Here is a 26747-nt window from a genome sequence, read left to right on the forward strand (position 1 = left end):
GAGAGCAAGGTCTTGATCGAGCGCCAGGGGTGACTCAAGTGGCGGGCGCGCCGTCACTGGCCAGCACGGCATTGGGGTCCGGCAGCTGCATTTCCAGACCGCGATGCAGGCGTTCTTCCAGCGGCACCTTGGCCAGCGCGTTGTGCAGGAAGTCGACGAAGGTGGATTCGGCGGCGCTGAAACGCGCCTCACGGTGCCACATCAGGTGCAGGTCGATATCGGCCACGCCACCGTAGGGTGGCAAGGGCCACAGCTGCTGCTGCTCGACCTCACGCCGCACGATGTGCTCCGGCATGCAGCCGATGCCCCAGCCGGCCAGCACCATGCGGCGGATTTCCTGCAGGCTGCTGGATTGACCGATCACCGGGCCCTGCAAGCCCTCGCGGGCGCGGAACATCGCCAGCGGAGACAGCACGCCATCGAGCTGCTCGCTGCCGAAGGAGACATAACGCTCATTGCGCAGCGCCTCCAGCGGCAGATTCTGCTGACCGAAGAGCGGATGCATGCGACCACAGAAGTAGCGGTAATTCTGGCGCGCCAGCACCTGGGACATCAGTGGCTCCGGTGTCTGCTGCGCCAGGCAGATGCCCAGCGCGCCCTGGCGCTGCAACAGGCCCTGCTGCACCTCGTGACTGGACATCTCCTGGATCGAGAAGGTGACCTGGGGGAAACAGCGATGAAAGCGCGCGAACACGCTATCAAGGAATCGGCACTCGATGCCGGTAATGAAAAGGAGCGAGACATGCCCGGAAATCTCCGTATGACTGTTGCCCACCTCAGAGGCGAGACGCGCCACGTTGGCGTAGATCTCCACAGCCTCGCGATAGACCACCTGCCCCGCCCCCGTCACGCGAAAGCTGTGACTGTCTCGTTCGATCAACCGTTGCCCGAGGCGCTCTTCCAGACGCTTGAGTGACAGACTCACCGCCGGCTGGGACAGATAGAGACGGGCAGCCGCTCGACTGACACTTTCCTCCTGAACGATGACGATGAAGGTTCTCAGCAGGTTCCAGTCCAGAGTGTCATGGATGGGTCGCATGGCGAGGATTCCTGTCCAGAAAAATGACGCACCCGGCGTGGCAATGGCCACGCAACGTCTTCGTGACGAGCCAGGTAGCATGGAAGTCAGCACTGCCTCGCCATTGCCATCCACTTGAGTGATATATTGCCTTTCTCTCAAGCTGGCAATGACGATCAATACAACATCAACAATGCGGAAAAATGACAATGTTCGATAGCCGAGAAACCGAGATTCTCTCGATCATGATCATAGCATGTGGCCTATTTCTGATGGGGCTTTCGCTGTATTTCTTTCGCCGTATCAAGACCTATGATGACTACAATGTCGCCGGCCGTTCCACCGCGACCTTTCCGCTGATCTGCACGCTTGTCGGCACTGCCGTCGGCGGCTCCACCCTGCTGGGCTTCGTCTCCAAGGGCTACACCTTCGGCATGGGGCAACTGTGGCTGCCAGTGGGCATGACCGTCGCTGGCATCGCGCTGTACTTCTTCATCGGCAAGATTCACGCCGAAGGCCGGCGCCTGGAGATGGTGACACTGGCCGACTTTCTGGTCAGCCGTTTCGGCGAGGGGGTCAGACTCCCCACTCTGCTGAGCATCCTGTGCGCCTACGCGGCCATCACCGGCATGCAGTTCGTGGCGGTGGCCACGGTGCTCAAGCTGGTGTTCGGCCTGGCGCTGCCGGTAGGTATCCTGCTGACCTGGGCGCTGCTGACCGCCAAGACATGGCTGGGCGGCCTGATGGCGGTCATCTGGTCGGATGCAATTCTCGGTACCCTGCAGACACTGGGCATCTTCTTCCTGCTGGTCACCGTCTACTACGCCAGCGGCAGCTGGGAGATCATCAGTGCATCGCCCACACCACAGGGCAGCCCTGACTTCCTGAGCCTGACCGGCATCTCCGGCCATGAACTGGCGGTCTACATGCTGACCATCGGCGCCTATCAGTTCGTGCGCCAGGACCTGTGGCAGCGCTTCTGGGCCGCGCGCAGCCTCAAGGCGGCACGCACCGGCTACGCCGTGGCCATCGTCTTCACGCTGCTGGTCGGTGGTGCCGTGGTGTTGATCGGTGCCTTCGCCAGGCTGGGGCTGGACATCGCGGTGGCCAATCCGGACCTGTCCTTCTACGCCATCATCAAGGCCACCCTGCCACTGCCGCTGATGGTCAGCATGGTCGTGGTGCTGCTGGCGACCATCATCTCGTGTGCGGATTCGTTCTTCATCGCCGGCGCCTCGTCGATTGCCAATGTCGTGATCAAGCCGCGCATGAAGGGCCGTGATGATGCCTTCATGCTGCGCATGAGCCGTCACTCGGTGATCGCCATGTCCTTGATTTCGCTGGGTCTGGCACTCTACGCCCCGCGCCTGCTGGATATCTGGATTCTCGGCAGCGCGATGCTGGTCTGCGGGGTACTGGTGCCGACGGTGGTGGCCCTGTGTCGCCGCTCGTCAGACCCGCGCGGCGGGGTGATCATGATGTGGGGCGGGCTTGCCACCGCCATTCTCTGGCAGCTGCTGGGCCATCCCTTCGGGCTGCATCCGGTGATGATCGGCCTGCCGGTCTCGCTGGCACTGATGCCGTTGGCGCTGCGCAAGCCGAGCCTCAGCCTCGCGACCGACACCGCCACGCGCTGAGCCTGATGAGCGGGGCTCGCGCCGCTGTCAGACACTGGGGCACGCCTCGTCATGCATGACACATGATGCAACATGCACGATGCATGAGACCTGATGCATAGGACCTGATGCATGCAACATGAAGCCCCGGTTCCCGATGCTGTCATCACGACATCGAGAACCGGGGCCTTGTTGCGATCTTCGCTCGATGCTCTACGGTTCTTGTCTTTCTTGCAGTGGTGTCTGTTCTTTCCTCTTCTTCTCCCCCCCCTTCCCTTGCGTTCTCACCTTGTATTCCATCGCTTCCCACCAGATTCATCCCCCTTTATCGACCAGAAGTATTCTGGGCTATCTGCCAGTATCACTCTGGATTCTCTACCAGGATCATCTCGTGTTGCCTTGTGGTTCGCACCGAGACTTTGCCTTGAATTGCCGAACTATGCCCCTCGAATTTACGCTGTAAGTCACTGGACCAAACACACAGGTTTTCTTACATAAATCTCGCAAATACTGCATATTGAAATTTGAAAGCCCAAAAGGGTGATGATTCGTTGACCGCAGCCAAGGCGGCTCATAGATTGAAGACGTACCATCAACGACAAGTCGCAAGGGACGCCGCTGCACCTCCTGGCTATCTGATCCCACCAGGTACGTGCAGACAGCATCGCCCGACACAATAACGATAAAGTGGAAACTGCTATGAAAACCCTCAAGCCCGCCCTGTTGCTCCCGCTGCTCGCCCTCCTCCCGGCCACCCAGTCAATGGCCACCGAACTGCGCATGCTGTCCAGTTACGACCAGACCACCGCCTATTCCCGTGAAATCGCCCAGCGCTTCATCAAGGAAGTCGAAGCCAATGACGCCGCCGACCTCACCATCCAGCTGACCGGCCCGGACGTCGTGCCGCCCTTCGAGCAGCTGCAGCCCGTCGCTGCCGGTGTCTTCCAGCTGCTCTACACCCACGCCGCCTATCACACCAACACCACTGGCGTCGGCGCGGCGATGGATGGCGTGGCGGTGAATCCGAAGCAGACGCGTGAATCGGGCCTGTGGGACATGGTCGATGAGCACTACAACGGCCTGGGCCTCAAGCTGATCGCGATTCCGCCGCTGGGCAGCCACGGTTTCCAGTACGTGCTGAAGGAGCCGATCACCGGCACGCCGGGTCTGGACGGCCGCCGTCTGCGCGGCAGCCCCACCTATACCAATGTCACCAAGGGGCTGGGCGGTACACCGGTGCTGATGTCCAGTGGCGACGTCTACTCGGCGATGGACCGTGGCGTGATCGACGGCGCGGCCTGGGGCCTGAACGGCGTCAAGGACATGGGCTGGCAGGAAGTCGCCGGCTATTACTCCAAGCCGACCTTCGGTCAGACCTACAACTTCGTGCTGATGAACCTCAACGCCTTCAACAGCCTGACCCCAGAGCAGCAGAAGGTGCTGCTTGACGAGGGCCGTCAGCTGGAGACCGAGATCGTCCCGGTGCTGGATGAACTGGCGATCGAGGAATGGAAGGCACTGAACGAGGCTGGCATGCAGGCCACCGAATTCGCCCCGGAAGACGCCGAGCGTCTGGATGCCCTGGTCACCGACGGTATCTGGCAGCTGGGCATCGACAAGTCGCCGGAAGCCGTGACCGCCATGCGCGAGCTGGCGATCGAGAAGCATCTGACCACCGTCAGCGAGTAAGGAATCCACCATGCCAACCCTGCTTGCACGTGTGCATGACGGCGTGACGCGAGCAGGCTTCCTTCTGGGCGGTGTCACCCTGTGTGGCATCGTCCTGTGCTTCTGGCTGGAAGTCATCGCGCGCTATTTCTTCAATTCGCCCACCCTGTGGTCCGGCGCGATGGTGGCCTACCTGCTGTGCCTCTCCATCTCGCTGGCCGCGCCGGAACTGGCACGTACCCATGGCCATATCGCCATCACCGTGCTGCCGGAACGCCTCAGCCCTGCCACCCGCGCCCTCTATGACCGCCTGCTGGCGCTGATCACCGGTGGCGTCTGCGCCGTGGCCGGCTGGATCTGCCTGCAGGAAAGCCTGCGTCAGTTCCAGTACCACACCACCACCGCCATGGGGCTCGATATCCCCAAGGTCTGGGTGTCCTCCTTCATCGGCTACGCGTTGATCAATGCGGCCCTCTACTTCCTGCGCCACGCCTTCACGCGCGCCGCGCCCGAGGCGACCCCATCGGACGACTCCGACTCCGCCGCCTCCTCGGCGACCACCGACGCCAGAAAAGGACCCTGAGTCATGGAATGGTATTTCTCTCTGGGCCTGGCCATCGCCTTGCTGATGGGCCTGTTCGCCCTCGGCATCCCCGTCTTCGCCGCCTTCCTGACCATCAACGTGCTGGGCACGCTGTGGTTGATGGGCACCGCCGGTTTTGGCATGTTCGCCAACAGTGTCTACGACAGCATGACCTCGGAGACGCTGACCACCATCGCGCTGTTCGTGCTGATGGGGGAGCTGCTGTTCCGCTCCGGCTCCATCGATGTGATCTTCGACTCGCTGGATGCCCTGATGGGCCGCATGAAAGGCCGCCTCTACTTCTTCGTCGTCGCCCTCTCGACCCTGTTCGGCGCCCTGTCCGGCTCGGCACTGGCCGTGACCGCCATGCTCAGCCGCTCGGCGCTGCCGACCATGCAGGAGCGCGGCTATGACGACAAGCTCTCCATCGGCCTGATTCTGGGCGGGGCGAGTCTCGCGCCGATCATCCCGCCGAGCCTGTTGGTGATCATCATCGGCTCGATGGTGGATGTCTCCATCGCGCGGCTGCTGATCGCCGGTATTCTGCCCGGCATCCTGCTGGCTGCGCTGTTTATCCTCTACGTGAAGGTGCGCATCACGCTGGACCCGCGCCGTGCGCCGCCGGTCGATGAAAGCGGTGGCGGCACGGCAAAGGAAAAGCGTCGTGCCCTGATCAACATGCTGCCGTTCAGCATCATCATCTTCGCCGTGCTCGGGTTGATCCTGCTCGGTATCGCCACACCGTCCGAGTCCGCTGCCACCGGCGTGCTGGGGTCGCTGCTGGTCGCCGCCTACTACCGCAAGTTCTCCTTCAAGATGGCGGGCGAAGCGGTGATGTCGTCGCTCAAGGTCAGCACCATGATCATCCTGATCCTGGCGTGCTCGAAACTGTTCTCGCAGCTGTTGAGCTTCACCGGCGCCACCAGCGGGCTGGTGAGCAGCGTGACCGGGCTGGATCTCGACCCGGTGTGGATGCTGCTGATCCTGATGCTGATTCCGCTGATCGCCTGCATGTTCATCGACCAGATCGCCTTCATGATGGTGGTGATTCCCATCTACGCGCCGTTGGTCAAGCTGTATGGCTTTGACCCGGTGTGGTTCTGGACGCTGTTCTTGATCAACATCTCGGTGGGCAGTCTCACCCCGCCCTTCGGCTACAACCTGTTCGCGGTGAAAGGTGCCGCCCCCGCGACCCCGATGCAGACCATCTACGCCGCCGCCTGGCCCATCGTCATCTGCTTCCTGTTCGCGATGCTGATGCTCTACTGGGTACCGGCACTCACCACCTTCCTGCCCAGCCTGATCTGACCGACCACGCCGAGAGACTTCCATGTACCAACTCAATGACATGCCAGACCAGGTCGCGCCGGAGCTGCTGGCACAGCTCACCCAGTGCGAGACGGCCACCATCGGCCACTTCCACACCCACGGCTTCGTCGAACCGGCGATTGCCTGCATGCTGCCCCAGGTACGGATTGCCGGCACCGCCGTCACCGTCTCGCTGCCACCGGAAGATGGCACCCTGCTCAACCACCTGATGCGTCTGGTGCGCCCGGGCGATGTGCTCATCGTGCATCGTCAGGGCGATCGCCACCGCGCCTGCTGGGGCGGCGTGATGACCACGGTCGCCTCACGCCTGGGCGTGGCAGGCGTGGTGATCGACGGCATGGCCACCGATGCCTTGACCATTCGCGACAAGCACTTCCCGGTGTGGAGTCGCGGGGTCGCCTCGCTCACCACCCGCTTCGCCGGGATCGGCGGCGCGCTCAACGTGCCGGTCAGCATCGGCGGTGTCATCGTCAATCCGGGCGATGCCATCCTCGCAGACGAAAGCGGTGTCATCGTCATGGCCCCCTCAGAGGTCTCCGCCATCGCCAGCCACGCCATCGAGGTGCAAGAAGCGGAAGACGTGCTGCTGGCGAAGATCGCCGAGGGTGCCTGCCTGCCCGACCTCACTGGCGCAAGCCAATTGATCGAGGAAGTGAACGCACGCAGCTGATCACCCCGCTTGATCAGGTCGCGAGACGCTGTTTCCTTAGAGAGATGCTGATTCTTTGGAAAGACGCTGTTTCTATAGAGAGATGCTGAAAGCAAAAAAGGCCACCAGATTGCTCTGGTGGCCTTTCGGGTTCTGACACGGTCAGTCTGACACGGTCAGTCTGACTCGGACTGAAGCTGCCCATCACTGATGGGTGATCACCGCCTCGCAGCTGACCGGGAAATTCAGCGAATTGGCGATGAAGCACAGCGCATGCGCCCGGTGGTGCAGCTCAAGGGCGAGCGCGATATTGTCGCCGGCGGCCAGGGTGATCTCAGGGCGCAGCACGATGGCGGTGAAGCGGCCTGACTCGGCAGCTGGATCGCCTTTGCCGCCACTGGTGCCTTCCCGCATCGTGCCCTCGGCGTGATCGAGATAGGTCATGACACGAATGCCAGCGTCGGCACACAGATGCAGATACCACAGCTTGTGGCAGGCCGAGACGGAGGCCACCAGCAGGTCTTCAGGATTCCAGCGCGCACCGTTACCCCGAAAGGCGGGGTCCGCGGAGCCTTCAAGGCTCGGCTTGCCACTGACACGGGCCTCGAAATCTCGCTCATAGGCGGTGTAATGCGTGGTGCCCTCGCCGCGATTGCCGGTCCACTCGAGATCAACCGAATAATGGTGTTGTCTGGACGTCATTGTCTGGGGGTCTCTTCACAAGGGGAGCGCGGACGCCGGCATGACGTGCCGCCTGATACTTCCGCATGATTAGTCTTCCAATCAGGGAGGGGAAGCAAGAAGTCCCCACACCCCGATGATAGGATTGGCACATTCGCACTCTGACAGGATGTCACGCATGGCGTTTGCAGCTGGACGACGGTTTACCGGGATTCCCGGGCTGGCAATCGCCGCCCTGACAGTCGGGCTCGGCCTGGGCTCATGTCTCATGACTCCCGGTGCCTCGGCACGCGCCGACGCCGCACAGTTCCGCCCCACGCCTCGGGTCATCAATACCCTGAGCAGCACCTACGGCTTCGTCATCGCTCAGGATATCACGCTGGCGCGCATCGCCGAGACCTATCCTGAACTCGCGCATGACGCTGACCTTGCCTCCGCCTACTTCGCGAATGCCTTCCCCGATATCACCAAACGTCTCGCGGACAACCTCGAAAGCCTGATGGGGCGCGAGCACGCACGCGAAGTGCTCGACGGGATTCGCCGGCAGATGCAGAAGGAACTGGCCCCGCAACTGACCGCCGACAAGCTGACCACCGACTTCGCCGCCCGCTTCATCGAGGCCATCCGCCTGCGTGCCGAGGGCGAATACCTGCCCTCACCCTTCAAGGAATTCCTGCTGGCGACCAAGTACCAGATAGAGCCGGTGTACGAACTGTACGACGGCTATTTCCAGGAATTCCATTCCAAGGGCCATGCCAAGTCGCTTGGCATCAACCTCGCGCTGCACCTGCCCGCCTCGTGGTCTGCCGCCGAGGGTCGCCTGCCGCATATCGTGCAGAAGTGGCAGAGTCAGGCCGGTACCGGCACCGACATGATCATCCTCGAGATCTATGACCTGCATGGCGACACCGTCAGTGACGCGCAGCTCAAGGTAATGGCCTCCACCAATACGCTGGCCCAGTGGGCGCCCATCAACAGTCAGATGCTCGACTCCGGCCTGACCCGAGTGGATCACCGTCAGGCCTACTGGTTCGATATCGCCATGACACAACGACACCAGGGCACACCCATAACCTCGCAGACCCGCGAATACGGCCTCTTCCTCGACGACAAGCTGGTCCGTTTGCACTGCACCAGCTACCACCCCGCCGCTGACGGCACCACCTATGCCAAAGCCAAGACAGACTTCACCGTGGAGGAAGGCTTCAGCGAGATCAAGCCGTTATGTGAAGGAGTGATGGGAAGTTTGGTGGTGATGGAGGGAAGTTAGAGCTCATCGGGTATTAGCCTGAATTCACACTTATGTATTTTCATTTGATACATTTTAATGTTTTTATTAGAGCAGATTTTAATCAGAACATCTTTATCCGACCGTGAAATATTAGCACCGAAATATACTGCTTTTGTCTTTCGCATAGGGTATGCACACCGTTCAGGACACATATTATGTGCAAAGATCAACCTCCACTCTTTTTCATACCTCCAAACATCGGACTTGATTAATGCCGCCAATGTAAGATGCAAGTTATTGGAATACTCTGAAGCGCCATTCACGTAATGCTCTGTCGCATCAAATAACTTATTTGTATAAACTACAGGATAGATAAATCGACGCCGGTAATCGTCTTTTGTATATACATCAAAATCATACTCTATACAAAATCCTTTATGATAATTAGCATAATGCGACCACATCAGCATCGAATCGTTTTTAGCAGAAAAGGAGCAGAGCTTAAAACTTCTAGACAACATGTCAGAGCTTTCGCCAGTGAGTTTATCATATAGCGCAGACTGCAATTTAAAACTAGCATCTCTAAACAAGTCCTTACTGCTTTCGTTCTCCCCTTCAAGTATTATATCTATTACATGCTCATACGAGTCCGTCACTTTTCTTAACCTATCCATTTGATCTGGAGTAAGTGTCATATCACTTTTACTACTATTAATAAGTTTTTCTATTGTAGGTGCAAACGTGGATTCAAAAATCTTTTTTGCATCGATAGTGTGTGTGCAATCGTAAGGGTCATTAAAATCTTTTGGATCAGCTAACCATATTGTACTATCAGTAAGGTTTTTTACAGAACTCTCATTCACATCTCTATATTTAAACAAACTACTTGGTATATTAATATCCTTTAGAGTAAAAGCTGACTCGAGATCAACATCCTTCGAGTTTAACGGAAAAGCGTTATCAACAAATTCTTTGATCCAATGCATGTATTCCCCTAATTGCAAAATTTAACCGTACGAAAATCAAAAGGTCACTCTTGAAAACCAACCCATATTATTCGAGGAATAAGCCATTATATCTACACTGCACCACAGAATCATTAATATAACTTAGCAGCCAGCTTATTCCTTCACAATAAAAACCTCTCCTTTCGGAACTATCAAAGTAACTTTACCGCCATCCTTTTTTTTACTCTTATCATCCATATCCTCATCAACTTCAATAACTATATTATCCCCAAGGCCATTCATCAAAATATTCACCCCTTTTATGGATTTATATAATGGGCCAAACTTACTATCAGATATAATAACTCCATGTAAATCAGCGTATACATCATAAGGCTTTTTAACATGGACGATCACATTTTCGGAACGTAAACCAAGTGTATTCATTGAGCCTACAAGTATCCTGCTGCCCATTCCCCCAAAACCGACAGTAATAATAACCATCAAGAAAAAAATCACTCCACTAAAAACCAATAAGTCATTCGGGGAATGGGTGCTTTTAACGCTACCACTCTGATAGTCATGCAACTTTGTTCTTCTTTTCACGAACATTATCCAAAGGCATAACATTAATCCATTCACGAACGAGATAAGTAACAAGTTTAGAAATGATATTGATAAAAATGAATATATAATCGCTCCAGCACCCATATCATCTATATCTGAGGGCCAACTAAAGCCCAAAATAACAATAAAGCCCAAAAGAGCCACAAATACGACGAACATATTAAAATATTTAACATTATACACTTCTTTTTCTTCGCCATACTTACACCTCTTTATATTAAGAATCTTAACACAACACTTTAAAAATAATGATATTACGGATACAAGCACAACCCCTAGTGAAATATTTGGTATCATAAACATTGCGAATAAAAAAGAGAACACAATCGCACAAAGTATAAAAACTAGCCCATCTCCCAAAGTTACTCCAGAAGGAAAGTAACCAATATCGAGACAATAAATCAAGAAAATACTTACACCAAGAAATAATCCTAGTTTAAACAGAATAGTTAATATAGATGAGATAGAATCTATCTTACTCTTTGAAAAGAGATCATGCAACATAACATCCTCATATAAGACTGAGATGGTTAGATTGAAAACAAAACATCATAATAATATATTATTTATTTTCTGCACCACCGAAGTCATAATGGGCCCTACTACCCTCGCTATTGCATTGATACTGGGCAGTTTCGCAACCGTATTGCCTAGCATGAAGTATGTCATCTCAATAAAACTCCCTTAAGCTTCCTTACAACAGACGGCTGACTAATCCCTGCCCTCTTCGCTATTGCATAGGTGTTGGGCAATTCCGCCGCCATCTCGCATAGCCATTGTGCTTCGATGCGCGCAAGGCCTTCCTTGAGCGTTTCGTTGGGGCCGAGTTTGGGGACAGGCATGGCTACCGCCCCCTCAGCGGCAGGCGCTGAGAGGGAATTGGGACTATGAGAGTTATCGGCAGTGGGAAAACTTTCAGTAACGCCTATTCCATTAGATTTGTCATTACTGAAGCCAAATGAATTGCCTAGTCCATTAGCGTTATTCGTGGAACAAGTGTTGAGCAGTGATTTCACTGAGTCGCTGTCAATGACATCACTGGGCGCACTTAGCCAGGCGCGTTCCAGCCAGTTTTCCAGTTCACGGATATTGCCGAGCCAGTCCTGACGCATGAGAACAGGCCATAACGAGGCATCGAGAAGTTTGCGGCGACCGTGACGTCGATTGAGGCGTGAGAGGTGTTGCTCTATCAGGGCGGGAATGTCTTCGCGGCGTTCGCGCAGCGGCGGCAGGCTGACGGGGAGCACATTGATGCGGTAGTAGAGGTCGAGGCGGAACCGTGGCTACCGAGACGGTCATCTATGCATTCGACCAGTTTGCCGATCAGAAAGTCCCTGATACCTTCGCCGTCGTGGTGCTGGACAATGCCAGCATGCATCACTCCAAAGTGTTCAGGCGGATGATGGTTGAGTGGATGTCGCAGCGTGTGTGCTTGACCTACCTATCGGCGTACTCGCCGGAGCTGAATCTAATTGAGATTCTCCGACGGCAGATGAGGTATGCATGACTGCCACTGAGTGCATATCTAGTATTTGAGCACCTATGCGATGAGGTACACCGCCTGCTCGACGGTTATGGCGCTGAGTGCATGACTAATTTTTGAATAGGCATTTAACTCCCTCATATGTTGAGTGAGGGAGTTAACAAATTATATGGATTATCGCCCAAGCATAAAGACGACAGGCGTTGCGAAGTATCCCAACACGCCAATAAGCGCATAGGCATAATGAACATGCGATTTGCTGATTAAGTAACCATTACCAAAAATTGAGATTCCAAGGTAGCCAAAGCCAGAGACGATCACCAGTACAATGGTATTATACATGTTGTTACTAGTGGAAGTTAAGCCCATGGCCAGAATCGCAGCTGCTATTATCTGACCGACTATAATACAGTTACATCTCAACTCAATTTTCTCTTTGAGAGCTTCTTTGTCTTTCGATTTCGAGCTTTCATCTGTCAATTCGGAGCCAGGGCCCGCAATCTTGCCCGTGGCCGGGGGGGCTTCTGGAGCCTTCTCCTGGTTGGCCGTATTCGCCTCATCGGGAGTTGCCCCAGACTTTGCATGAAACCCGATATACATGATGACAATCCCAAGCACCGCCAAAATACGTGACGGTGTCGGGTCAGTATTGGCGAAATGATGCCAGAAGGCACCCACGAGGAGAAACACCCCAGACCAGACCAAGATTGGATTGGGAGTTTTCTTCACCTTACGCTGTGTGGGGTTGCTCATGAGGCACTCCCCAACATGGCATCGTGCACCTCATTCTTCTCGGGGAGCTTTATTTTTATCGTAGAAGGTAAATCCTCAGCAGAGGCTTTGGAAAGTATTTTTTCAGACATAACGCATTTCTCTGATAGCGGTGTAATGTGGAACGTCTAGCATTCAATCTCAAATAGTACAATAGATCCCTAATAAAGTGAATATAATTGTATTTCAGGTAGCTGTCGGGCCCCGTGTGATTGACTAATCGATTGGTCATAACATAGATCCGACACATGGAAATTATTTTAACAACATATGCTTCAACTTCCTCACCACTGACGGCTGACTGATCCCTGCTCTCTTCGCTATCGCATAGGTACTGGGCAGCTCAGCAGCCATCTCGCGTAACCATTGCGCTTCTATGCGCGCCAGGCCTTCCTTGAGCGTTTCATTGGGGCCGAGTTTGGGGACTGGCATGGCTACCGCCCCCTCAGCGGCAGGCGCTGAGAGGAAATTGTCACTATGTAAGGTATCGGCAGTGGGAAAACTTCCAGTAACGCCTATTCCATTAGATTTGTCATTACTGAAGCCAAATGAATTGCCTAGTCCATTAGCGTTATTCGTGGAACAAGTGTTGAGCAGTGATTTCACTGAGTCGCTGTCGATGACATCACTGGGGGCGCTGAGCCAGGCGCGTTCCAGCCAGTTTTCCAGTTCGCGGATATTGCCGAGCCAGTCCTGGCGCATGAGGATGGGCCATAGCGAGGCGTCGAGGAGCTTGCGGCGACCGTGACGTTGATTGAGGCGGGAGAGGTGTTGCTCGATCAGGGCGGGAATGTCTTCGCGGCGTTCACGCAGCGGCGGCAGGCTGACGGGGAGCACATTGATGCGGTAGTAGAGGTCGAGACGGAACTGGCCCTGCTCTACGCGGGCGGCGAGGTCTTGATTGGTGGCGACGACCAGTCGGAAGTCGGCGCGGCGGGTGGTGGTGTCGCCCAGGCGGGTGATCATCCCGTCCTGAATCACCTTGAGCAGCTTGGTCTGGGTGGCCAGCGGCAGCTCACCGATTTCATCCAGAAACAGGGTGCCGCCTTCGGCCTGTTCCATCAGGCCCGCCTTGCCGCGATTGCCCGCGCCGGTGAAGGCACCGGCTTGATAGCCGAACATCTCGGACTCGAACAGGCTTTCGGGGATGGCGCCACAGTTCACCTCGATGAAGGGGCCGTCGGCGCGTTGGCTCCAGCGATGCAGTTGATGCGCGAAGGCCGTCTTGCCGACCCCGGATTCGCCCAGCATCAATACCGTGGCGTTGGTGGGCGCGACCCGCTTGAGCAGCAGCGCTATCTCACGCATCACGGGGCTTTTGACCTGTAGCTCGCCCAATTCCAGCGCGGCGTCTTCACACTCTGCCTGCTCGCGCGCAGCCTGCTCACATAGGGCACGCCCCTGCTGCTGCGCGTCATGGGTGGTCTGCTCGGCACCGGAGCGCGCACTCCCCACCGCCCCCCAATCACTTTCCCCCGCACTCCCCCCGCCCAGCTCACTGCCCCGCGAGTTGCGCCGCAGGTGATCCGTGAAGCGCTGCTGGAGCACGGCATATTCCTGCTGCAGCAGCTGGATATCGGTGAGATCCATCGAGCGGCTGACCACGCACTCAAGCTTGCCCGCGACGAATACCGGATGCGCCTGCGCCACCACCCGGCGCCCGGTGGCGGTGAGCTGCATCATCTGCAGCGTTCTCCCCGTGCGCAGCACCTCCAGGCTGATGGAGGGCTTGAGCACCCCGCTGGCTTCCAGGTCATGCACGTTGGCGGCACACAGCGCCTCACGCGTCATGCCATAGACCGCCGCGGCGCCGGGGCTGACATCCAGCACCTGGCCATCCGCATTGACCACGAAGTAGTGATCGTGAGCGGTGTCGATGATGGTCTTGAGAATCTGGTGGTCGAGCTCTGACATGGCGGGCACCTCATGGTCGAGCCTGTGGATCGGGGCGGGTCTTTCTAGCAGTTCTTTCTCGCACTGCGCTAAAAGACACTCTCGATGATGCCTGAATGTGATCCACAAATGAATCAGTGATCCATTTTTGAATCAGTATTGGCGCACGAGTGATCCACAAATGAATCACTCGACAACCACCTCTTTAGAAAATCCAATAAAATCAATCGACTGAAAGTTGGCATGGTTACTGCAAAGCTGGGGTATGCGCCAAGGAGAATCGCCGGCTTTCATGACACCGTCCGGCCGGGCGATCAGGCGAACCATCACAATACCCTGCACGCCGTCAGCGTATCGCGAGCGACTCAAGACCCTGGAGAGACAGATGAGCGAATTCAATCAGCCACTGGGCGGCAACGACATGCCACGTTTCGGCGGCCCGGCCACCATGATGCGCCTGCCGGCTCAGGAAACCGCGGAAGGCCTGGATGCCGCCTTCATCGGCATTCCGCTGGACATCGGTACCTCCAACCGTCCGGGCGCGCGTCTCGGCCCGCGGCAGATCCGTGATGAATCGCGCATGCTGCGCCCCTACAACATGGCCACCCGCGCCGCGCCCTTCGACAGCCTGCAGGTGGCGGACATCGGCGATGTGCCGATCAACACCTTCCACCTGCCCAAGAGCATGGACATCATCGAGAAATTCTACGATGAAGTGCTCAGCCACGATTGCGTGCCGCTCACCCTGGGCGGTGACCACACCGTCACCCTGCCGGTGCTGCGCGCCATCGCCAAGAAGCACGGCCCGGTCGGCCTGATCCACATCGATGCCCACGCCGACGTGAATGACCACATGTTCGGCGAGCCCATCGCCCACGGCACGCCGATTCGTCGCGCCCAGGAAGAAGGCCTGCTCGACAGCCACCGCGTGGTGCAGATCGGCCTGCGTGGCACCGGCTACTCCGCCGATGACTTCGACTGGTGCCGTCAGCAGGGCTTCCGCGTGGAAACCGCCGAGATGTGCTGGTTCAAGTCACTCGCCCCGCTGATGGCCGAAGTGCGTGACATGATGGGCGATCGCCCGGTGTACATCACCTTCGACATCGACGGACTGGACCCCTCCGTCGCCCCCGGCACCGGCACCGTGGAAGCCGGCGGCCTGACCATGCCCCAGGGCATGGAAATCGTGCGCGGCGCACGTGGCCTCAATATCGTCGGCGGTGACCTGATGGAAGTCTCCCCGCCCTACGACACCAGCGGCAACACCGCGCTGATGGGCGCGACCCTGCTCTACGAGATGCTCTGCGTACTGCCGGGCGTGCAGCAGCGCGACTGAGTCGCACCGCACCTCCATTGCCAGTGAAAGACCCCGCCGAAGGGCGGGTCGCGTGCCAGGGGCCTGTCCCGTCCCTGGCACGTGAAGAATCCCCCGCGAAGACGGCATGTCGCATGCCGAATGACCGATCAGAGCCTGACCATTACAACAAGATCAAGGTGACCCGAATGACAACCAGCATCGACCCGACGGCGGAGCACGCACCATCCCAGCATGACTCCGCGTCTGACTCCGCCGCGACCCCAGCGGCCCGCCCGAAGAAGGACCTGATCGCCACCCGCCCGGTGCCGCTCACGGCCAGGGGACTGATGAAATTCCTGGTGCCGTCACTGCTCGGCGTCAGCTTCTTCCTGGTGCCGTTCAGCGTTGGCGACACCATCAACATCGGCATGGGCCTGATGGCCGATTGGCTCAAGGCCACGCTCGGTAGCGCCTTGCCCGCCATCGCCGTCGCGGTGCTGTGTCTGTCGGTGATCCTCACCGGCTTCGTCAAGCTCGCCAAGCCGAACTGGGCACGTCAGGGCGCAGCGCATGAGCTGTTCGATGTCGCGCCGGTGTGGTTTGCCATGCGCACCCTCGGCGCCATCTTCGCGCTGATGACCTACTTCCAGTGGGGGCCAACCGCCGTCACCGCGGCCTTCACCGGCGGCGTGATGCTCAATGATCTCGCCCCTGTCCTGCTGACCTTCTTCTTCTTCGCGGCCATTCTGCTGCCGCTGCTGGTGGACTTCGGCTTCATGGAATTCATCGGCAGCCTCGTGCGTCGCCCGTTCCGCGCCATCTTCAATCTGCCGGGACGCAGTGCCATCGATGCCACCGCCTCATGGATGGGCTCCGGCACCGTCGGCGTGCTGATCACCACGCAGCAGTACGAGCAGGGCTTCTACAGCAAGCGCGAAGCGGCGGTGATCGCCACCAACTTCTCGGTGGTCTCGATCGCCTTCGCGTTGCTGGTCACCAGCTTCATGAACATCAATCACCTGTTCGTGCCCTTCTATCTGACCGTCGTCATCGCGGGCCTGATCGCCGCCGTCATCGTGCCGCGTCTGCCACCGCTGTCGCGCAAGCGTGATGACTACCACGAGCCGGTCGGCTGTCAGATCAGTGAAGAGAACCAGAGCGACTGTGGCGTGCTGCGCTACTCACTCGGCATGGCCGTCGCGCGTGCCGGGCATGCGCCGGGCCCGCTCAAGCTGGTGAAGTCAGCCGGCTTCAACGTGGCGGACATCTTCCTCGGTCTGCTGCCGGTGGTGATCGCCATCGGGACCGTGGCGCTGATGCTGGCCGAGTTCACGCCGGTCTTCACCTGGCTCTCCTACCCGATGATTCCGCTGCTGGAACTGCTGCAGATTCCCCACGCGGCAGAGGCAGCCCCGGCGACGCTGGTCGGCTTTGCCGACATGTTCCTGCCGGCGGTGCTGGCCAAGGACATCGACAGCGAACTGACCCGCTTCGTGATCGCCTGCCTGTCCCTGACCCAGTTGATCTACATGTCCGAGATCGGTGCCCTGCTGCTCAAGTCGAAGATTCCGCTCAAGATCTGGGAACTGGTGGCCATCTTCGTGCTGCGCACGCTGATCACCCTGCCGATCATCGCTGGTATCGCCCACGTCTTCGTATTCTGAGCCGAGGCCAACACGCCGCAAGAGCGCTGTGCCACCACCAGCCTCCTGTTCCTTGGGCTCCTGTTCCTTGGACTCCTTTCCTCATGACTTCCGGGGGCGCCACGGCGCTCCCGTCTGCCGGATAGCCTGCCATGACCTGTGCTGAACTCCTGATCCGACTGCTGCGTGACACCTACGGCGTCGATACCGTCTTCGGTATTCCCGGCGTACATACCGTCGAACTCTACCGGGGCCTGGAGCCGGATGCCGATCCCGCTGCGCGCACCATTCGCCACGTCACCCCGCGCCATGAACAGGGCGCCGGCTTCATGGCCGATGGCTATGCCCGCAGCACCGGCAAGCCCGGAGTGTGCTTCATCATCACCGGCCCGGGGATGACAAACATCACCACCGCGATGGGCCAGGCGCTGGCCGACTCCATCCCGATGCTGGTGATCTCCAGCGTCAATCGCTCCGACACCCTCGGGCGGGGCCAGGGGCGTCTGCATGAGCTGCCCAGCCAGCAGCAGCTGGTCTCGGGCGTGGCGCGCTTCAGCCACACCCTGCTCGACCCGTCCGCGCTGCCGGAAGTGCTGGCCCGTGCCTTTGCGCTGTTCGAGGGTGCCCGCCCCGGCCCGGTGCACCTCGAGATTCCCATTGACCTGTTCAATGCCGAGATTCCACTGCCTGCCGGCCGTAGCACCCATGACGTCACGCGCTCACGCATCGGGCGTCTCGCGCCGGACCCGACGCTGATCGACGAGGCCGTGGCCCTTCTGACAGGCGCCCAGCGCCCGCTGGTACTGCTGGGCGGTGGCTGTGTCGCCGCGCCCGAGGCCGCGCGTCAACTGGTGGAGGCGCTGGATGCTCCCACCGTCACCACCATCAATGCCAAGGGCCTTCTGGGCAGCGCCCACCCGCTGGATCTCGGCGCCAATGCCGCACTGCCTGCGGTACGCGATCTGGCGCGCGACGCCGATGTGGTGCTGGCGATCGGCACCGAGCTTGGCGAGACCGATTACGACGTGGTGTTCGATGATGGCTTCGTGATCGGCGGAGAGTTGATCCGCATCGATATCGACCCCGAGCAGCTGGCACGCAATCATGCCGCCGCGCTGGGTATCGTCGCCGATGCCAGCCTGGCGCTGGAGACGCTCGCCGACCGGCTGACCGACCTCGAGGGCAACCCGCAAGGCACAGGTCGCGGCGCGCAGATCACCGCCGCGACGCTGGAAGCCCTCGCCCTGCCGACCGACCCGGCCTTCGCACCCTACGTGCCGCTGTTCGACACTCTGCAGCAAGCGCTGCCGGAGGCCATCTGGGTCGGCGATTCCTGCGCCACGGTCTACGCAGCCAACCACCTGCTCAGCCAGCCGGCACCGCGCCGCTACTTCAATGCCTCCACCGGCTACGGCACGCTCGGCTACGGCCTGCCCGCCGCGATGGGCGCGACCCTGGGCCGCCCGGACCTGCCGGTGATCGCGCTGGTCGGCGATGGCGGCATCATGTTCACGCTGTCGGAACTCGCCTGCGCGGTAGAAGAACAGCTGCCGGTCGTCATCGTGCTGTGGCACAACCAGGGCTATGAGGAGATTCGCCGCTTCATGGACAACGCCGGCGTCACGCGCCTGGGCGTCGACATCCAGGCCCCCGACTTCCAGCTGCTGGCCCGCGGCTTCGGCTGCGCCGCCGTCGCCATCGATTCCCCCCAGGCGCTGCAGGTTGCCTTGAACGAGCGCGACGCTAGCGCCCCGCTGCTGGTCGAAATCGACGCGGCCGGGTGGCAACGCTCGATCGCCGGCTGAGTCCGACTCGGCGCATCGCATCTCTTCACAACATTGATAAATGACCGCCAGTCCCCCGTATGTCACTGGCGGCAAGGAACTCCCATGTCAGCTACCTCAATGCACAAGCTCGATCAGCAGTTCATCAACAACGAGTGGGTCAAGTCCCATGGCGAGCGCCGTCTGGCGGTCAACAATCCTTTCGAGGAAACCGTCATCGCCGAGGTGACGGCGGGTGATGCGCGTGATGTACAGGCCGCCGTCACGGCGGCTGCCAATGCCTTCGAGGGCTGGCAGGCACTGAGTGGCGCCGAGCGTGCCGTCTATCTGGAGGCCTTCGCCGAGGGGCTGACATCTCGCCGGGAAGCGCTGGTGGAAATGTCGTGCCGCAACAACGGCAAGATTCGCGCCGAGGCCGAGATCGATCTCGATGACGCCATCGGCTGCTACCGCTATTACGCCGAGCAGGCACGCGCGCTGGATGCCCGTCAGGGCGCGGTGGTAGCGCATGATGTCGAAGGCTATGCGGCGCACAGCTATCAGGAGCCGGCCGGCGTGGTGGGACTGATCACGCCGTGGAACTTCCCGCTGGTCACCAGCGCCTGGAAGGTCGCGCCGGCGCTCGCCGCGGGCTGCACCCTGGTGATCAAGCCGTCTGAAGTGACGCCGCTGCCGGAACAGGTGATGGCCGAGATCGCCCTGGAAGCCGGACTGCCGGCAGGCGTGTTCAACCTGCTGCACGGCGATGGCGAGGGCATCGGCGCGCCGCTGACGCGTCATCCGCGCATCGACAAGATTTCCTTCACCGGCAGCAATGTGGTCGGCGAGAAGGTCATGCAGGCCGCGGCCTGCGGCACGCGCGGCGTCTCCTTGGAGCTTGGCGGCAAGTCGCCGATCATCGTGCTCGACGATGCCGACATCGACGACGCCGCTGACTGGGTGATGGCCGGCATCTACTTCAATGCCGGGCAGATCTGCTCCGCCACCTCGCGCCTGCTGGTGCATGAGGCCATCGCCGATGATTTGCACACCGCGCTTGCCAGCCGTATCGACGCGCTGGTGCTGGGTGACCCGCTGGACGCCGCCACCCAGATGGGACCGATGACCAGCGCCCGCCAACGTGACACCGTGCTGGGCTATCTCAATGTGGCGCGCGAGGAAGGCCTGACGGCGCTGCGCGATGACACCCATCGCAGCCTGCCGACCAAGGGCTACTTCGTGGCGCCGACGCTTTACACCGATGTCCCGGTGGAGAGCCGTCTGTGGCGTGAGGAGATCTTCGGGCCGGTGCTGTGCTCCCGTCGCGTGGCGGATGAGGCCGAGGCGATTCGCCTCGCCAACGACAGCGATTTCGGGCTGGTGGCCACGGTGGTCAGTGGTGATGCCAGGCACGCCCAGCAGGTCGGCCGCCGTCTGCGCGCAGGCGTGGTGTGGTACAACAGCGAGCAGCTGCCGCTGGTACAGGCCAGCTGGGGTGGCTTCAAGCGCAGCGGCATCGGCCGCGAGCTGGGCCCGTGGGGCCTGGCGGGCTATCTGGAGGTCAAGCACATCATCGGGCCGGTACTTGACTGAACGTATTGACTGAGCGTCTTGCCTGATCAGATGACAAAAACGCCCCGCCTCGGCAATCCCCGAGGCGGGGCGTTTTCGTTTACGGTTTTTACTTCACCACTTTTCCTTTACGGCTTCCCTTCACGGCTTTCCCATGAAACCAGCGCCTTCTCCTATCAGCCGGCCGCCGCCGTCTGGCTGACCCCATCCCGTGCGCAGCACTGGCCACAATGGCTGCCGTGGATGCTCAGCGCCTGCCAGGCATCGAAGGTGCTCAGATAGATCTCGCCGCCGAGATTGACCGGCAGTTCAGAGCGCTTGAGGCGGTCCATCACCGGGCCCTTCACTTCGCTCAGATGCAGCGACACCCCGGCTGCCGTCAGGCGTTCATTGATGACCTCCAGGCTTTCCAGCGCGGAGGCATCGATCAGGTTGACCGCCTGGCAAGCCAGCACCAGATGCCTGAGCGACGGCTGCTGTGCCACCAACGCCAGCACGGTGTCTTCCAGATAGCGCGCATTGGCGAAATACAGGCTCTCATCGATGCGCAGTATCGCCAGCTCCGGGTCGGTCTCGACCTCATGTCGCTCGATATTGCGAAAGTGCTCACTGCCCGGCACGCGTCCGACCAGCGCACTGTGCGGCTGGCTGGTGCGCTTGAGATAGAGCCCCAGTGACACGAGGATGCCGACGATGATGCCGCTCTCCACCCCCTGCACGAGGGTGATGATCAGCGTGATCATCAGGGCCGCCCCATCGCCCTTCGAGTAGCGGAATGTGCGCCTGATCGCCCCGAGGTCGATCAGACTGCTGGTGGCGACGATGATGATGGCCGCCAGCGTCGCGCGTGGCAGCCACGCCAGCCAGTCCGTCAACCACAGACTGGCGAGCAGAATGCCGATGGCCGTGAAGGCCCCCGCCAGTGGCGTGGCTGCCCCGGCATCGAAGTTGACCACCGAGCGCGACAGCCCGCCCGAGATGGGCATGCCGCCGCTGATGCCTGCGCCCATGTTGGAGAGCCCCAGCGCGATCAGCTCCTTGTCGGGGTCGATGCGCTGACGCCGACGCGCGGCGAGGGTCTGGGCCAGTGCCAGTGACTCAACGAAGCCGACCACGCTGATCAGCAGCGCCGACACCAGCAGTCCCGACCAGTCATTGCTGACAAGAGACGGCAGGCTCAGGGTGGGCAAGCCGCCGGGCACGCTGCCGACCAGTGCCATGCCCTGCTCGCCAAGCCGCAGGCCCCAGGCCAGCAGACTGGACAGGATGACGGCGAGGATCGGCGTGGTCTTGCACAGCATGCCCGCCGCGCTCTCGCGCATCCCGAGGGTCATCAGGCCCTGCTTGAGATGACGACGCGCCAGCGTCAGGGCGGCCCAGCAGCCCAGCCCGAGGGCCAGTGTCGGCCAATGCACGCCGGCCCCTTGCGGCAATGACAGCCACGACTCCCCCATCTCGAGCAGATTGCCGCCACTCAGGCGCAGGCCGCTCATGGGCCCGAGCTGGCTGGCGATGATCAGGACACCGGAGGCCGTCATGAACCCGGAGATCACCGGGTGGCTGATGAAATTCACCAGCGCCCCCAACCGCAACAGCCCCATCGCCACCAGCATGGCACCGGAGATGAGCGCCAGCAGCAGCGCAGCGGCGAGCATCTCGGGCGTCGAGAGCGCGGCACCATCGGCACCGCTCATGCCTGCGATGGCAGACGCCGTCATCAACGAGATGATTGCCACCGGCCCGACGGCCAGCGTGCTGCTGGTGCCGAACAGCGCATACAGCACCAGCGGCAACATGCTGGCATACAGGCCGACCTGCGCCGGCAGCCCCGCCAGCAGCGCATAGGCGAGTGCCTGCGGCACCAGCATGACACTGACGATCACCGCCGCCAGCAGATCTCGCCCGAGACTCTGGCGATCATACTGGGCAAGCCAACCCGCCAGCGGCAGCCAGCGGGCCAGCGCGCCGCGCGAGCGGGCGTGGGTCAGCTCGGACGGCTCAGACATCGCGTGACGCCGGACGCGCCAGCCACTCATGGCCCTTGAGCATCAGGTTCCAGTAGATGAACGGCAGGCCGCGTGCCTTGAGCTGCCAGGCCAGGCGCGTCGGACGGGTACCGTCATTGAGCCACTTGGGGAAGGTCGGCTGCAGCTCACCGCCGTAGCCGAATTCCGCCAGCACGATGCGTCCGTTCTCCACCGTCAGCGGGCAGGAGCCATAGCCACGATAGCCCGCCGCCAGCGAGTCGCCGGCCAGGGTCGCGAGCAGATTTTCCACCACCACCGGCGCCTGCTTGCGCACGGCCGCGGCGGTCTTGGCGTTCGAGGTACCGCTGATATCCCCCAGTCCGAAGATGTCGGGATGGGTCATGTGCTGCAGGGTCTCGGGTTCAAGCTCCAGCCAGCCAGCGGCATTGGCAAGCCCGGAGTCCTTGATCAAGGCCGGCGCCTTCTGCGGCGGTACCACATGCAGCATGTCGAAGGACTGCTCGACGATCTGCGGCTCACCGCCTTCCTCGGCCGCCGCCACCTCGAAGCGCGCCGTCTGCGCTTCCCCATCCACGGCGATCAGACGCTGATGGAACTGCACCTCGATGCCATAGCCCTTCACGGCCTCTTCCAGCGCCGGCACATAGGCCGGCACGCCGAACATCACGCCCCCGGCGTTGTGGAAGGTGACCTCCAGCTGACCGAGCACATCTTCACGCTGCCAGTGATCGCAGGACAGGTACATCGCCTTCTGGGGGGCGCCGGCACACTTGATCGGCATCGGTGGCTGGGTGAACAGCGCACGACCGCTGCGCAGGGACTGCACCAGCTGCCAGGTATAAGGCGCGAGATCATAGCGGTAATTGGAGGTGACGCCATTCTTGCCCAGGGTCTCTTCGAGGCCTTCGATGGCCGCCCAGTCCAGCTCAAGCCCGATGGCCACCACCAGACGCTCATAGCGAAGCTTGCGCCCATCCCCCAGCGTGACCTCATGCGCATCCGCGTCGATGCCCACCACGGACTCGCGATACCAGTGCACGCCCTTGGGCATCACCTTGGACATCGGCCGACGAGTGGACTCCGGGGTGAAGATCCCGCCGCCGACCATCGTCCAGCCCGGCTGGTAGCTGTGCTGCTCCGATGGCTCGACGATGGCGATATCCATGCCGGCCTGACGCTTGAGCAGGCTGGCTGCCACGGCAATCCCGCCGGCCCCTCCTCCCAGAATCACCACCTTGTGGGCATTGGGGGGCACCGTGACGGTCGTCTCGCCCCTGGTTGCTGGTGACGGTGATGAGGCTGAATCGCTGGCGGGATTGTTCATCCGTGACTCCTTGAAAAGAAAATTGGCATAGACACGTAAGAAGTCTACGTCATTTATTTACCTGTGCAGGCGGCGAGGGTCAGAAACGATTGAGCGGAATCTTGAGATAAGCCTGATCATTGGCGTCCTGAGGCGGCATCTGGCCGGCCCGCATGTTGACCTGGACCGCCGGCAGCATCAGGCGCGGCATGCCAAGCCCGGCATCGCGCTTCGAACGCATGGCCACGAAGGCCTCTTCATCAATCCCGGTGTGCACGTGGATATTGTGCTGGCGCTGCTCCCCGACCGTGGTCTCACAACAGAAGCCCTCGCGCCCTTCGGCGGAATAGTCGTGACACAGATACAGGCGGGTGCTGTCAGGCAGCGCCAGTACCTTGTGGATCGAGCGGTACAGGGTGCGCGCATCACCGCCGGGGAAGTCACAGCGCGCGGTGCCGTAATCGGGCATGAACAGCGTATCGCCGACGAAGACGGCGTCACCGATCACATAGCTCACGCAGGCCGGCGTATGGCCCGGAGTATGCAGCACGCGGCATTCAAGCCCGCCGATGGCCAGGCTGTCGCCCTCTTCCAGCAAGCGGTCGAACTGACGTCCGTCACGCGCGAAACCCGCCTCGGCCGCGAAGATGTCCGCAAAGATGTCCTGCACCTCACGGATACGTGCCCCGATCGCCAGCTGGCAATCAAGCTTGTCTTTCAGGTAGGCGGCGGCCGACAGGTGGTCGGCATGGACGTGGGTCTCGAGAATCCATTCCACCTCCAGCGACTCGTCCGCGATGTGGGCCAGCAGAGCATCCGCCGACTGCGTGGTGGTGCGGGCTGCGGGGTAATCGAAATCCAGTACCGGATCAATGATCGCGCAACGCCGGGAGTGCGGGTCACGCACCAGATGCGTGAAGGTATTGCTGTCTTCGTCGAAGAAGCTCTCGACATGGGGCTGCAGTGTCGGGGTTGTCATCCTTCGGCCTCCTGAGTCAATCAAGGGTGAATGGACCTCAGCCTACGCCTGTCCGGGCGCGAACGCAAAAATAGAATAACGATAAAACCATTTGGAATAACGGTAACACCTAATTGATAATCTATTGATATCAGCCATCAAAAAAGGCACGTGACGGAGCCTCGGATATCGCCAGGCGCGCCTCTCACCCTAAGGTATAGCGGATAAACGATATCGCTCACGTTAGGCTATTATTGTCAGGTGACACGATTCACCTATACACTCTTGAACGATTAACCTCCGCGAATCGCTATCTTTCCTTCACGCCTCATTGGATGAGCTACGCCATGCCACGCATTCTTCAATGGTCGATCACGGTCGCTCTCGCCGGCTTCCTGTTCGGCTTCGATACCGCTGTCATCTCAGGTGCGGACACCTCTCTGCAGAGCCAGTGGGGTCTCAGCGACCTCATGCACGGCCTGGTCATCATGTCGATGGCACTGTGGGGCACGGTCATCGGTGCCATCTTCGGCAACTGGCCGACAGATCACTTCGGCCGCCGCGCGACCCTGATCGGGATCGGGATCCTCTATCTGGTCTCGGCGCTGGGCTCGGCGCTGGCCACCGACCCTTACGTGTTCTCGTTCTTCCGCCTGCTGGGGGGCCTGGGTGTCGGCGCGTCCTCCGTGGCAGCGCCCATCTACATCTCCGAGATCGCCCCCCGCGAGCGCCGGGGCGCGCTGGTCGGGCTCTACCAGTTCAACGTGGTGTTCGGGATCGTGATCGCCTTCGTCTCCAACTACTTCATCGGCTTCATGGACGGCGAGAACTGGCGCTGGATGCTGGGGGTGGAAGCCGTGCCGGCCGCGCTCTACCTGCTGATGATCTGCAAGGTACCGCGCAGCCCGCGCTGGTTGATCCTCAAGCGCAATGACGAGGCGGCCGCCGCCGAGATCATCCGACTGATCAATCCCAAGGCCGACATCGCCGAGGAAATCGCCATCATCCGTGGCACGGAAAGCGAAGAAAGTGCCAAGCAGCACACCCGCCTGTTCGCCTGGCGCTATCGCCTGCCGATCCTGTTCGCCTTCCTGATCGCGGCCTTCAATCAGCTCTCCGGCATCAACTTCATCATCTACTACGCGCCGCGCATTCTGGCCGAGGCGCAGTTGGAATCGAGCGCCGCCCTGCTTTCTACAGCCGGGATCGGGGTCATCAATCTGGTCTTCACCATGCTGGGGATGTCACTGATCGACAAGCTGGGCCGCCGCACCCTGATCCTGATCGGCTCGGCCGGCTATCTGCTGTCGCTGTGCCTGATCGCCTGGGCCTTCCATCTCGAGGACTTCTCCGCCATGGGCGGCTATGGCGTGCCGATCCTGCTGGGCGTGTTCATCGCGGCGCATGCCATGAGTCAGGGCACGGTGATCTGGGTGTTCATCTCCGAGATCTTCCCCAACAAGGTACGCGCCATTGGCCAGTCCTTCGGCAGCTCCGTACACTGGATCTTCGCGGCACTGATCGCGTTGCTGATGCCCACCATCCTCAGCCACTTCAGCGGTGGGCCGGTGTTCGCCTTCTTCGCCTTCATGATGCTGCTGCAGCTGATCTTCGTGCTGTTCTTCATGCCCGAAACCAAGGGCGTCTCGCTTGAGGAACTTCAGGGCCGCCTGGTTCGTCCCACCCGACGCGAGCAGGCCGCAGCGCTGGAACCACAGAGCCGCTGA

General features: G+C 60.0%; 21 protein-coding genes and 2 pseudogenes. 12 read left to right on the forward strand and 11 right to left on the reverse strand.

Features of this window, described 5'->3' with window-relative positions:
- Window positions 1-34: 34 nt before the first annotated feature.
- Window positions 35-1039, reverse strand: coding sequence for a LysR family transcriptional regulator (locus tag BOH68_RS08975; protein WP_077376029.1), 1005 nt, complete (start codon window positions 1037-1039; stop codon window positions 35-37).
- Between the two features lie 188 nt (window positions 1040-1227).
- Here BOH68_RS08975 and BOH68_RS08980 point away from each other — a divergent pair, with 188 nt between their 5' ends.
- The 5 genes from BOH68_RS08980 (at window position 1228) to BOH68_RS09000 (ending at window position 6884) form a co-directional block, all read left to right on the forward strand.
- Window positions 1228-2655, forward strand: a complete 1428-nt coding sequence (locus BOH68_RS08980; protein WP_170877414.1) for a sodium:solute symporter family protein — start codon at window positions 1228-1230, stop codon at window positions 2653-2655.
- A gap of 678 nt (window positions 2656-3333) precedes the next feature.
- Entirely contained in the window at window positions 3334-4323 is a 990-nt protein-coding gene (dctP, locus tag BOH68_RS08985; RefSeq protein ID WP_077376024.1) for a TRAP transporter substrate-binding protein DctP, read from the forward strand.
- A gap of 10 nt (window positions 4324-4333) precedes the next feature.
- A complete protein-coding gene (locus BOH68_RS08990) occupies window positions 4334-4885 on the forward strand; it encodes a TRAP transporter small permease (RefSeq protein ID WP_077376021.1) in 552 nt (183 codons plus the stop codon).
- Window positions 4886-4888: 3 nt separating this feature from the next.
- Window positions 4889-6193, forward strand: a complete 1305-nt coding sequence (locus tag BOH68_RS08995; RefSeq protein WP_077376018.1) for a TRAP transporter large permease — start codon at window positions 4889-4891, stop codon at window positions 6191-6193.
- 22 nt (window positions 6194-6215) lie between these two features.
- Complete coding sequence (locus BOH68_RS09000) at window positions 6216-6884, forward strand: RraA family protein (protein ID WP_170877413.1); 669 nt, start codon at window positions 6216-6218, stop codon at window positions 6882-6884.
- Between the two features lie 183 nt (window positions 6885-7067).
- Here BOH68_RS09000 and BOH68_RS09005 read toward each other — a convergent pair whose 3' ends face one another.
- Window positions 7068-7565, reverse strand: a complete 498-nt coding sequence (locus BOH68_RS09005; RefSeq protein ID WP_077376015.1) for an OsmC family protein — start codon at window positions 7563-7565, stop codon at window positions 7068-7070.
- 157 nt (window positions 7566-7722) lie between these two features.
- Here BOH68_RS09005 and BOH68_RS09010 point away from each other — a divergent pair, with 157 nt between their 5' ends.
- Window positions 7723-8814 (forward strand): hypothetical protein, encoded by a 1092-nt coding sequence (locus tag BOH68_RS09010; RefSeq protein WP_077376012.1) that lies wholly within the window; start codon window positions 7723-7725, stop codon window positions 8812-8814.
- Here the strand turns inward: BOH68_RS09010 and BOH68_RS09015 are convergent.
- From BOH68_RS09015 to BOH68_RS09025, 3 genes and pseudogenes are all read right to left on the reverse strand, one after another.
- On the reverse strand, window positions 8811-9761 hold the full coding sequence (locus tag BOH68_RS09015; protein WP_139345459.1) for a DUF2971 domain-containing protein: 951 nt from the start codon (window positions 9759-9761) through the stop codon (window positions 8811-8813). The two genes, BOH68_RS09010 and BOH68_RS09015, sit on opposite strands and share 4 nt — an antisense overlap.
- Window positions 9762-9896: 135 nt before the next feature.
- Window positions 9897-10853: a hypothetical protein gene (locus tag BOH68_RS09020; RefSeq protein WP_139345458.1), complete on the reverse strand. Its 957-nt coding sequence runs from the start codon at window positions 10851-10853 to the stop codon at window positions 9897-9899.
- 161 nt (window positions 10854-11014) lie between these two features.
- Window positions 11015-11626: pseudogene (locus BOH68_RS09025) on the reverse strand (AAA-type ATPase lid domain-containing protein); the annotation flags it as partial.
- Here BOH68_RS09025 and BOH68_RS09030 point away from each other — a divergent pair.
- Window positions 11623-11952 (forward strand): annotated as a pseudogene (locus tag BOH68_RS09030) (transposase); the annotation flags it as partial. The pseudogenes BOH68_RS09025 and BOH68_RS09030 overlap by 4 nt on opposite strands.
- Window positions 11953-12006: 54 nt before the next feature.
- Here BOH68_RS09030 and BOH68_RS09035 read toward each other — a convergent pair.
- The 3 genes from BOH68_RS09035 to BOH68_RS09045 form a co-directional block, all read right to left on the reverse strand.
- Window positions 12007-12585, reverse strand: a complete 579-nt coding sequence (locus BOH68_RS09035) for a hypothetical protein (protein ID WP_077376003.1) — start codon at window positions 12583-12585, stop codon at window positions 12007-12009.
- Window positions 12586-12858: 273 nt separating this feature from the next.
- Window positions 12859-14517 carry a sigma-54 interaction domain-containing protein gene (locus tag BOH68_RS09040; RefSeq protein ID WP_258038251.1) on the reverse strand — a complete coding sequence of 553 codons (1659 nt, stop codon included), beginning with the start codon at window positions 14515-14517 and terminating at the stop codon, window positions 12859-12861.
- Between the two features lie 165 nt (window positions 14518-14682).
- A complete protein-coding gene (locus BOH68_RS09045) occupies window positions 14683-14823 on the reverse strand; it encodes a hypothetical protein (protein ID WP_170877412.1) in 141 nt (46 codons plus the stop codon).
- A 58-nt stretch (window positions 14824-14881) separates the two neighbouring features.
- On the opposite strand from BOH68_RS09045, the gene speB reads away from it, so the two are divergent.
- The 4 genes from speB (at window position 14882) to BOH68_RS09065 (ending at window position 20792) form a co-directional block, all read left to right on the forward strand.
- Window positions 14882-15832, forward strand: coding sequence for an agmatinase (speB, locus tag BOH68_RS09050; protein WP_077376000.1), 951 nt, complete (start codon window positions 14882-14884; stop codon window positions 15830-15832).
- 308 nt (window positions 15833-16140) lie between these two features.
- Window positions 16141-17457 carry a YjiH family protein gene (locus tag BOH68_RS09055; protein ID WP_103751438.1) on the forward strand — a complete coding sequence of 439 codons (1317 nt, stop codon included), beginning with the start codon at window positions 16141-16143 and terminating at the stop codon, window positions 17455-17457.
- Between the two features lie 131 nt (window positions 17458-17588).
- Window positions 17589-19241, forward strand: a complete 1653-nt coding sequence (locus BOH68_RS09060; RefSeq protein ID WP_077375993.1) for a 5-guanidino-2-oxopentanoate decarboxylase — start codon at window positions 17589-17591, stop codon at window positions 19239-19241.
- A gap of 84 nt (window positions 19242-19325) precedes the next feature.
- On the forward strand, window positions 19326-20792 hold the full coding sequence (locus BOH68_RS09065; protein WP_258038250.1) for an aldehyde dehydrogenase family protein: 1467 nt from the start codon (window positions 19326-19328) through the stop codon (window positions 20790-20792).
- A 155-nt stretch (window positions 20793-20947) separates the two neighbouring features.
- Here BOH68_RS09065 and BOH68_RS09070 read toward each other — a convergent pair whose 3' ends face one another.
- The 3 genes from BOH68_RS09070 to BOH68_RS09080 form a co-directional block, all read right to left on the reverse strand.
- Window positions 20948-22777, reverse strand: a complete 1830-nt coding sequence (locus BOH68_RS09070; protein WP_077375987.1) for a SulP family inorganic anion transporter — start codon at window positions 22775-22777, stop codon at window positions 20948-20950.
- On the reverse strand, window positions 22770-24083 hold the full coding sequence (locus BOH68_RS09075; protein ID WP_077375984.1) for an NAD(P)/FAD-dependent oxidoreductase: 1314 nt from the start codon (window positions 24081-24083) through the stop codon (window positions 22770-22772). The genes BOH68_RS09070 and BOH68_RS09075 overlap by 8 nt, the downstream gene beginning before the upstream one ends.
- 79 nt (window positions 24084-24162) lie before the next feature.
- A complete protein-coding gene (locus BOH68_RS09080) occupies window positions 24163-25041 on the reverse strand; it encodes an MBL fold metallo-hydrolase (RefSeq protein WP_077375981.1) in 879 nt (292 codons plus the stop codon).
- 233 nt (window positions 25042-25274) lie between these two features.
- Between BOH68_RS09080 and BOH68_RS09085 the strand changes: the two genes are divergently transcribed.
- Window positions 25275-26747, forward strand: coding sequence for a sugar porter family MFS transporter (locus tag BOH68_RS09085; RefSeq protein WP_258038249.1), 1473 nt, complete (start codon window positions 25275-25277; stop codon window positions 26745-26747).

Origin of the sequence: Cobetia sp. MM1IDA2H-1, from assembly GCF_002916775.2 — a bacterium.
Classification (GTDB): domain Bacteria; phylum Pseudomonadota; class Gammaproteobacteria; order Pseudomonadales; family Halomonadaceae; genus Cobetia; species Cobetia marina.

What these genes read in the sequence shown, in the direction of transcription:
- BOH68_RS08975 (WP_077376029.1), bottom strand. Translation starts at nt 1,039, where the DNA reads ATGCGACCCATCCATGACACTCTGGACTGGAACCTGCTGAGAACCTTC.
- BOH68_RS08980 (WP_170877414.1), top strand. Translation starts at nt 1,228, where the DNA reads ATGTTCGATAGCCGAGAAACCGAGATTCTCTCGATCATGATCATAGCA.
- dctP (WP_077376024.1), top strand. Translation starts at nt 3,334, where the DNA reads ATGAAAACCCTCAAGCCCGCCCTGTTGCTCCCGCTGCTCGCCCTCCTC.
- BOH68_RS08990 (WP_077376021.1), top strand. Translation starts at nt 4,334, where the DNA reads ATGCCAACCCTGCTTGCACGTGTGCATGACGGCGTGACGCGAGCAGGC.
- BOH68_RS08995 (WP_077376018.1), top strand. Translation starts at nt 4,889, where the DNA reads ATGGAATGGTATTTCTCTCTGGGCCTGGCCATCGCCTTGCTGATGGGC.
- BOH68_RS09000 (WP_170877413.1), top strand. Translation starts at nt 6,216, where the DNA reads ATGTACCAACTCAATGACATGCCAGACCAGGTCGCGCCGGAGCTGCTG.
- BOH68_RS09005 (WP_077376015.1), bottom strand. Translation starts at nt 7,565, where the DNA reads ATGACGTCCAGACAACACCATTATTCGGTTGATCTCGAGTGGACCGGC.
- BOH68_RS09010 (WP_077376012.1), top strand. Translation starts at nt 7,723, where the DNA reads ATGGCGTTTGCAGCTGGACGACGGTTTACCGGGATTCCCGGGCTGGCA.
- BOH68_RS09015 (WP_139345459.1), bottom strand. Translation starts at nt 9,761, where the DNA reads ATGCATTGGATCAAAGAATTTGTTGATAACGCTTTTCCGTTAAACTCG.
- BOH68_RS09020 (WP_139345458.1), bottom strand. Translation starts at nt 10,853, where the DNA reads ATGTTGCATGATCTCTTTTCAAAGAGTAAGATAGATTCTATCTCATCT.
- BOH68_RS09035 (WP_077376003.1), bottom strand. Translation starts at nt 12,585, where the DNA reads ATGAGCAACCCCACACAGCGTAAGGTGAAGAAAACTCCCAATCCAATC.
- BOH68_RS09040 (WP_258038251.1), bottom strand. Translation starts at nt 14,517, where the DNA reads ATGTCAGAGCTCGACCACCAGATTCTCAAGACCATCATCGACACCGCT.
- BOH68_RS09045 (WP_170877412.1), bottom strand. Translation starts at nt 14,823, where the DNA reads ATGGTTCGCCTGATCGCCCGGCCGGACGGTGTCATGAAAGCCGGCGAT.
- speB (WP_077376000.1), top strand. Translation starts at nt 14,882, where the DNA reads ATGAGCGAATTCAATCAGCCACTGGGCGGCAACGACATGCCACGTTTC.
- BOH68_RS09055 (WP_103751438.1), top strand. Translation starts at nt 16,141, where the DNA reads ATGAAATTCCTGGTGCCGTCACTGCTCGGCGTCAGCTTCTTCCTGGTG.
- BOH68_RS09060 (WP_077375993.1), top strand. Translation starts at nt 17,589, where the DNA reads ATGACCTGTGCTGAACTCCTGATCCGACTGCTGCGTGACACCTACGGC.
- BOH68_RS09065 (WP_258038250.1), top strand. Translation starts at nt 19,326, where the DNA reads ATGTCAGCTACCTCAATGCACAAGCTCGATCAGCAGTTCATCAACAAC.
- BOH68_RS09070 (WP_077375987.1), bottom strand. Translation starts at nt 22,777, where the DNA reads ATGTCTGAGCCGTCCGAGCTGACCCACGCCCGCTCGCGCGGCGCGCTG.
- BOH68_RS09075 (WP_077375984.1), bottom strand. Translation starts at nt 24,083, where the DNA reads ATGAACAATCCCGCCAGCGATTCAGCCTCATCACCGTCACCAGCAACC.
- BOH68_RS09080 (WP_077375981.1), bottom strand. Translation starts at nt 25,041, where the DNA reads ATGACAACCCCGACACTGCAGCCCCATGTCGAGAGCTTCTTCGACGAA.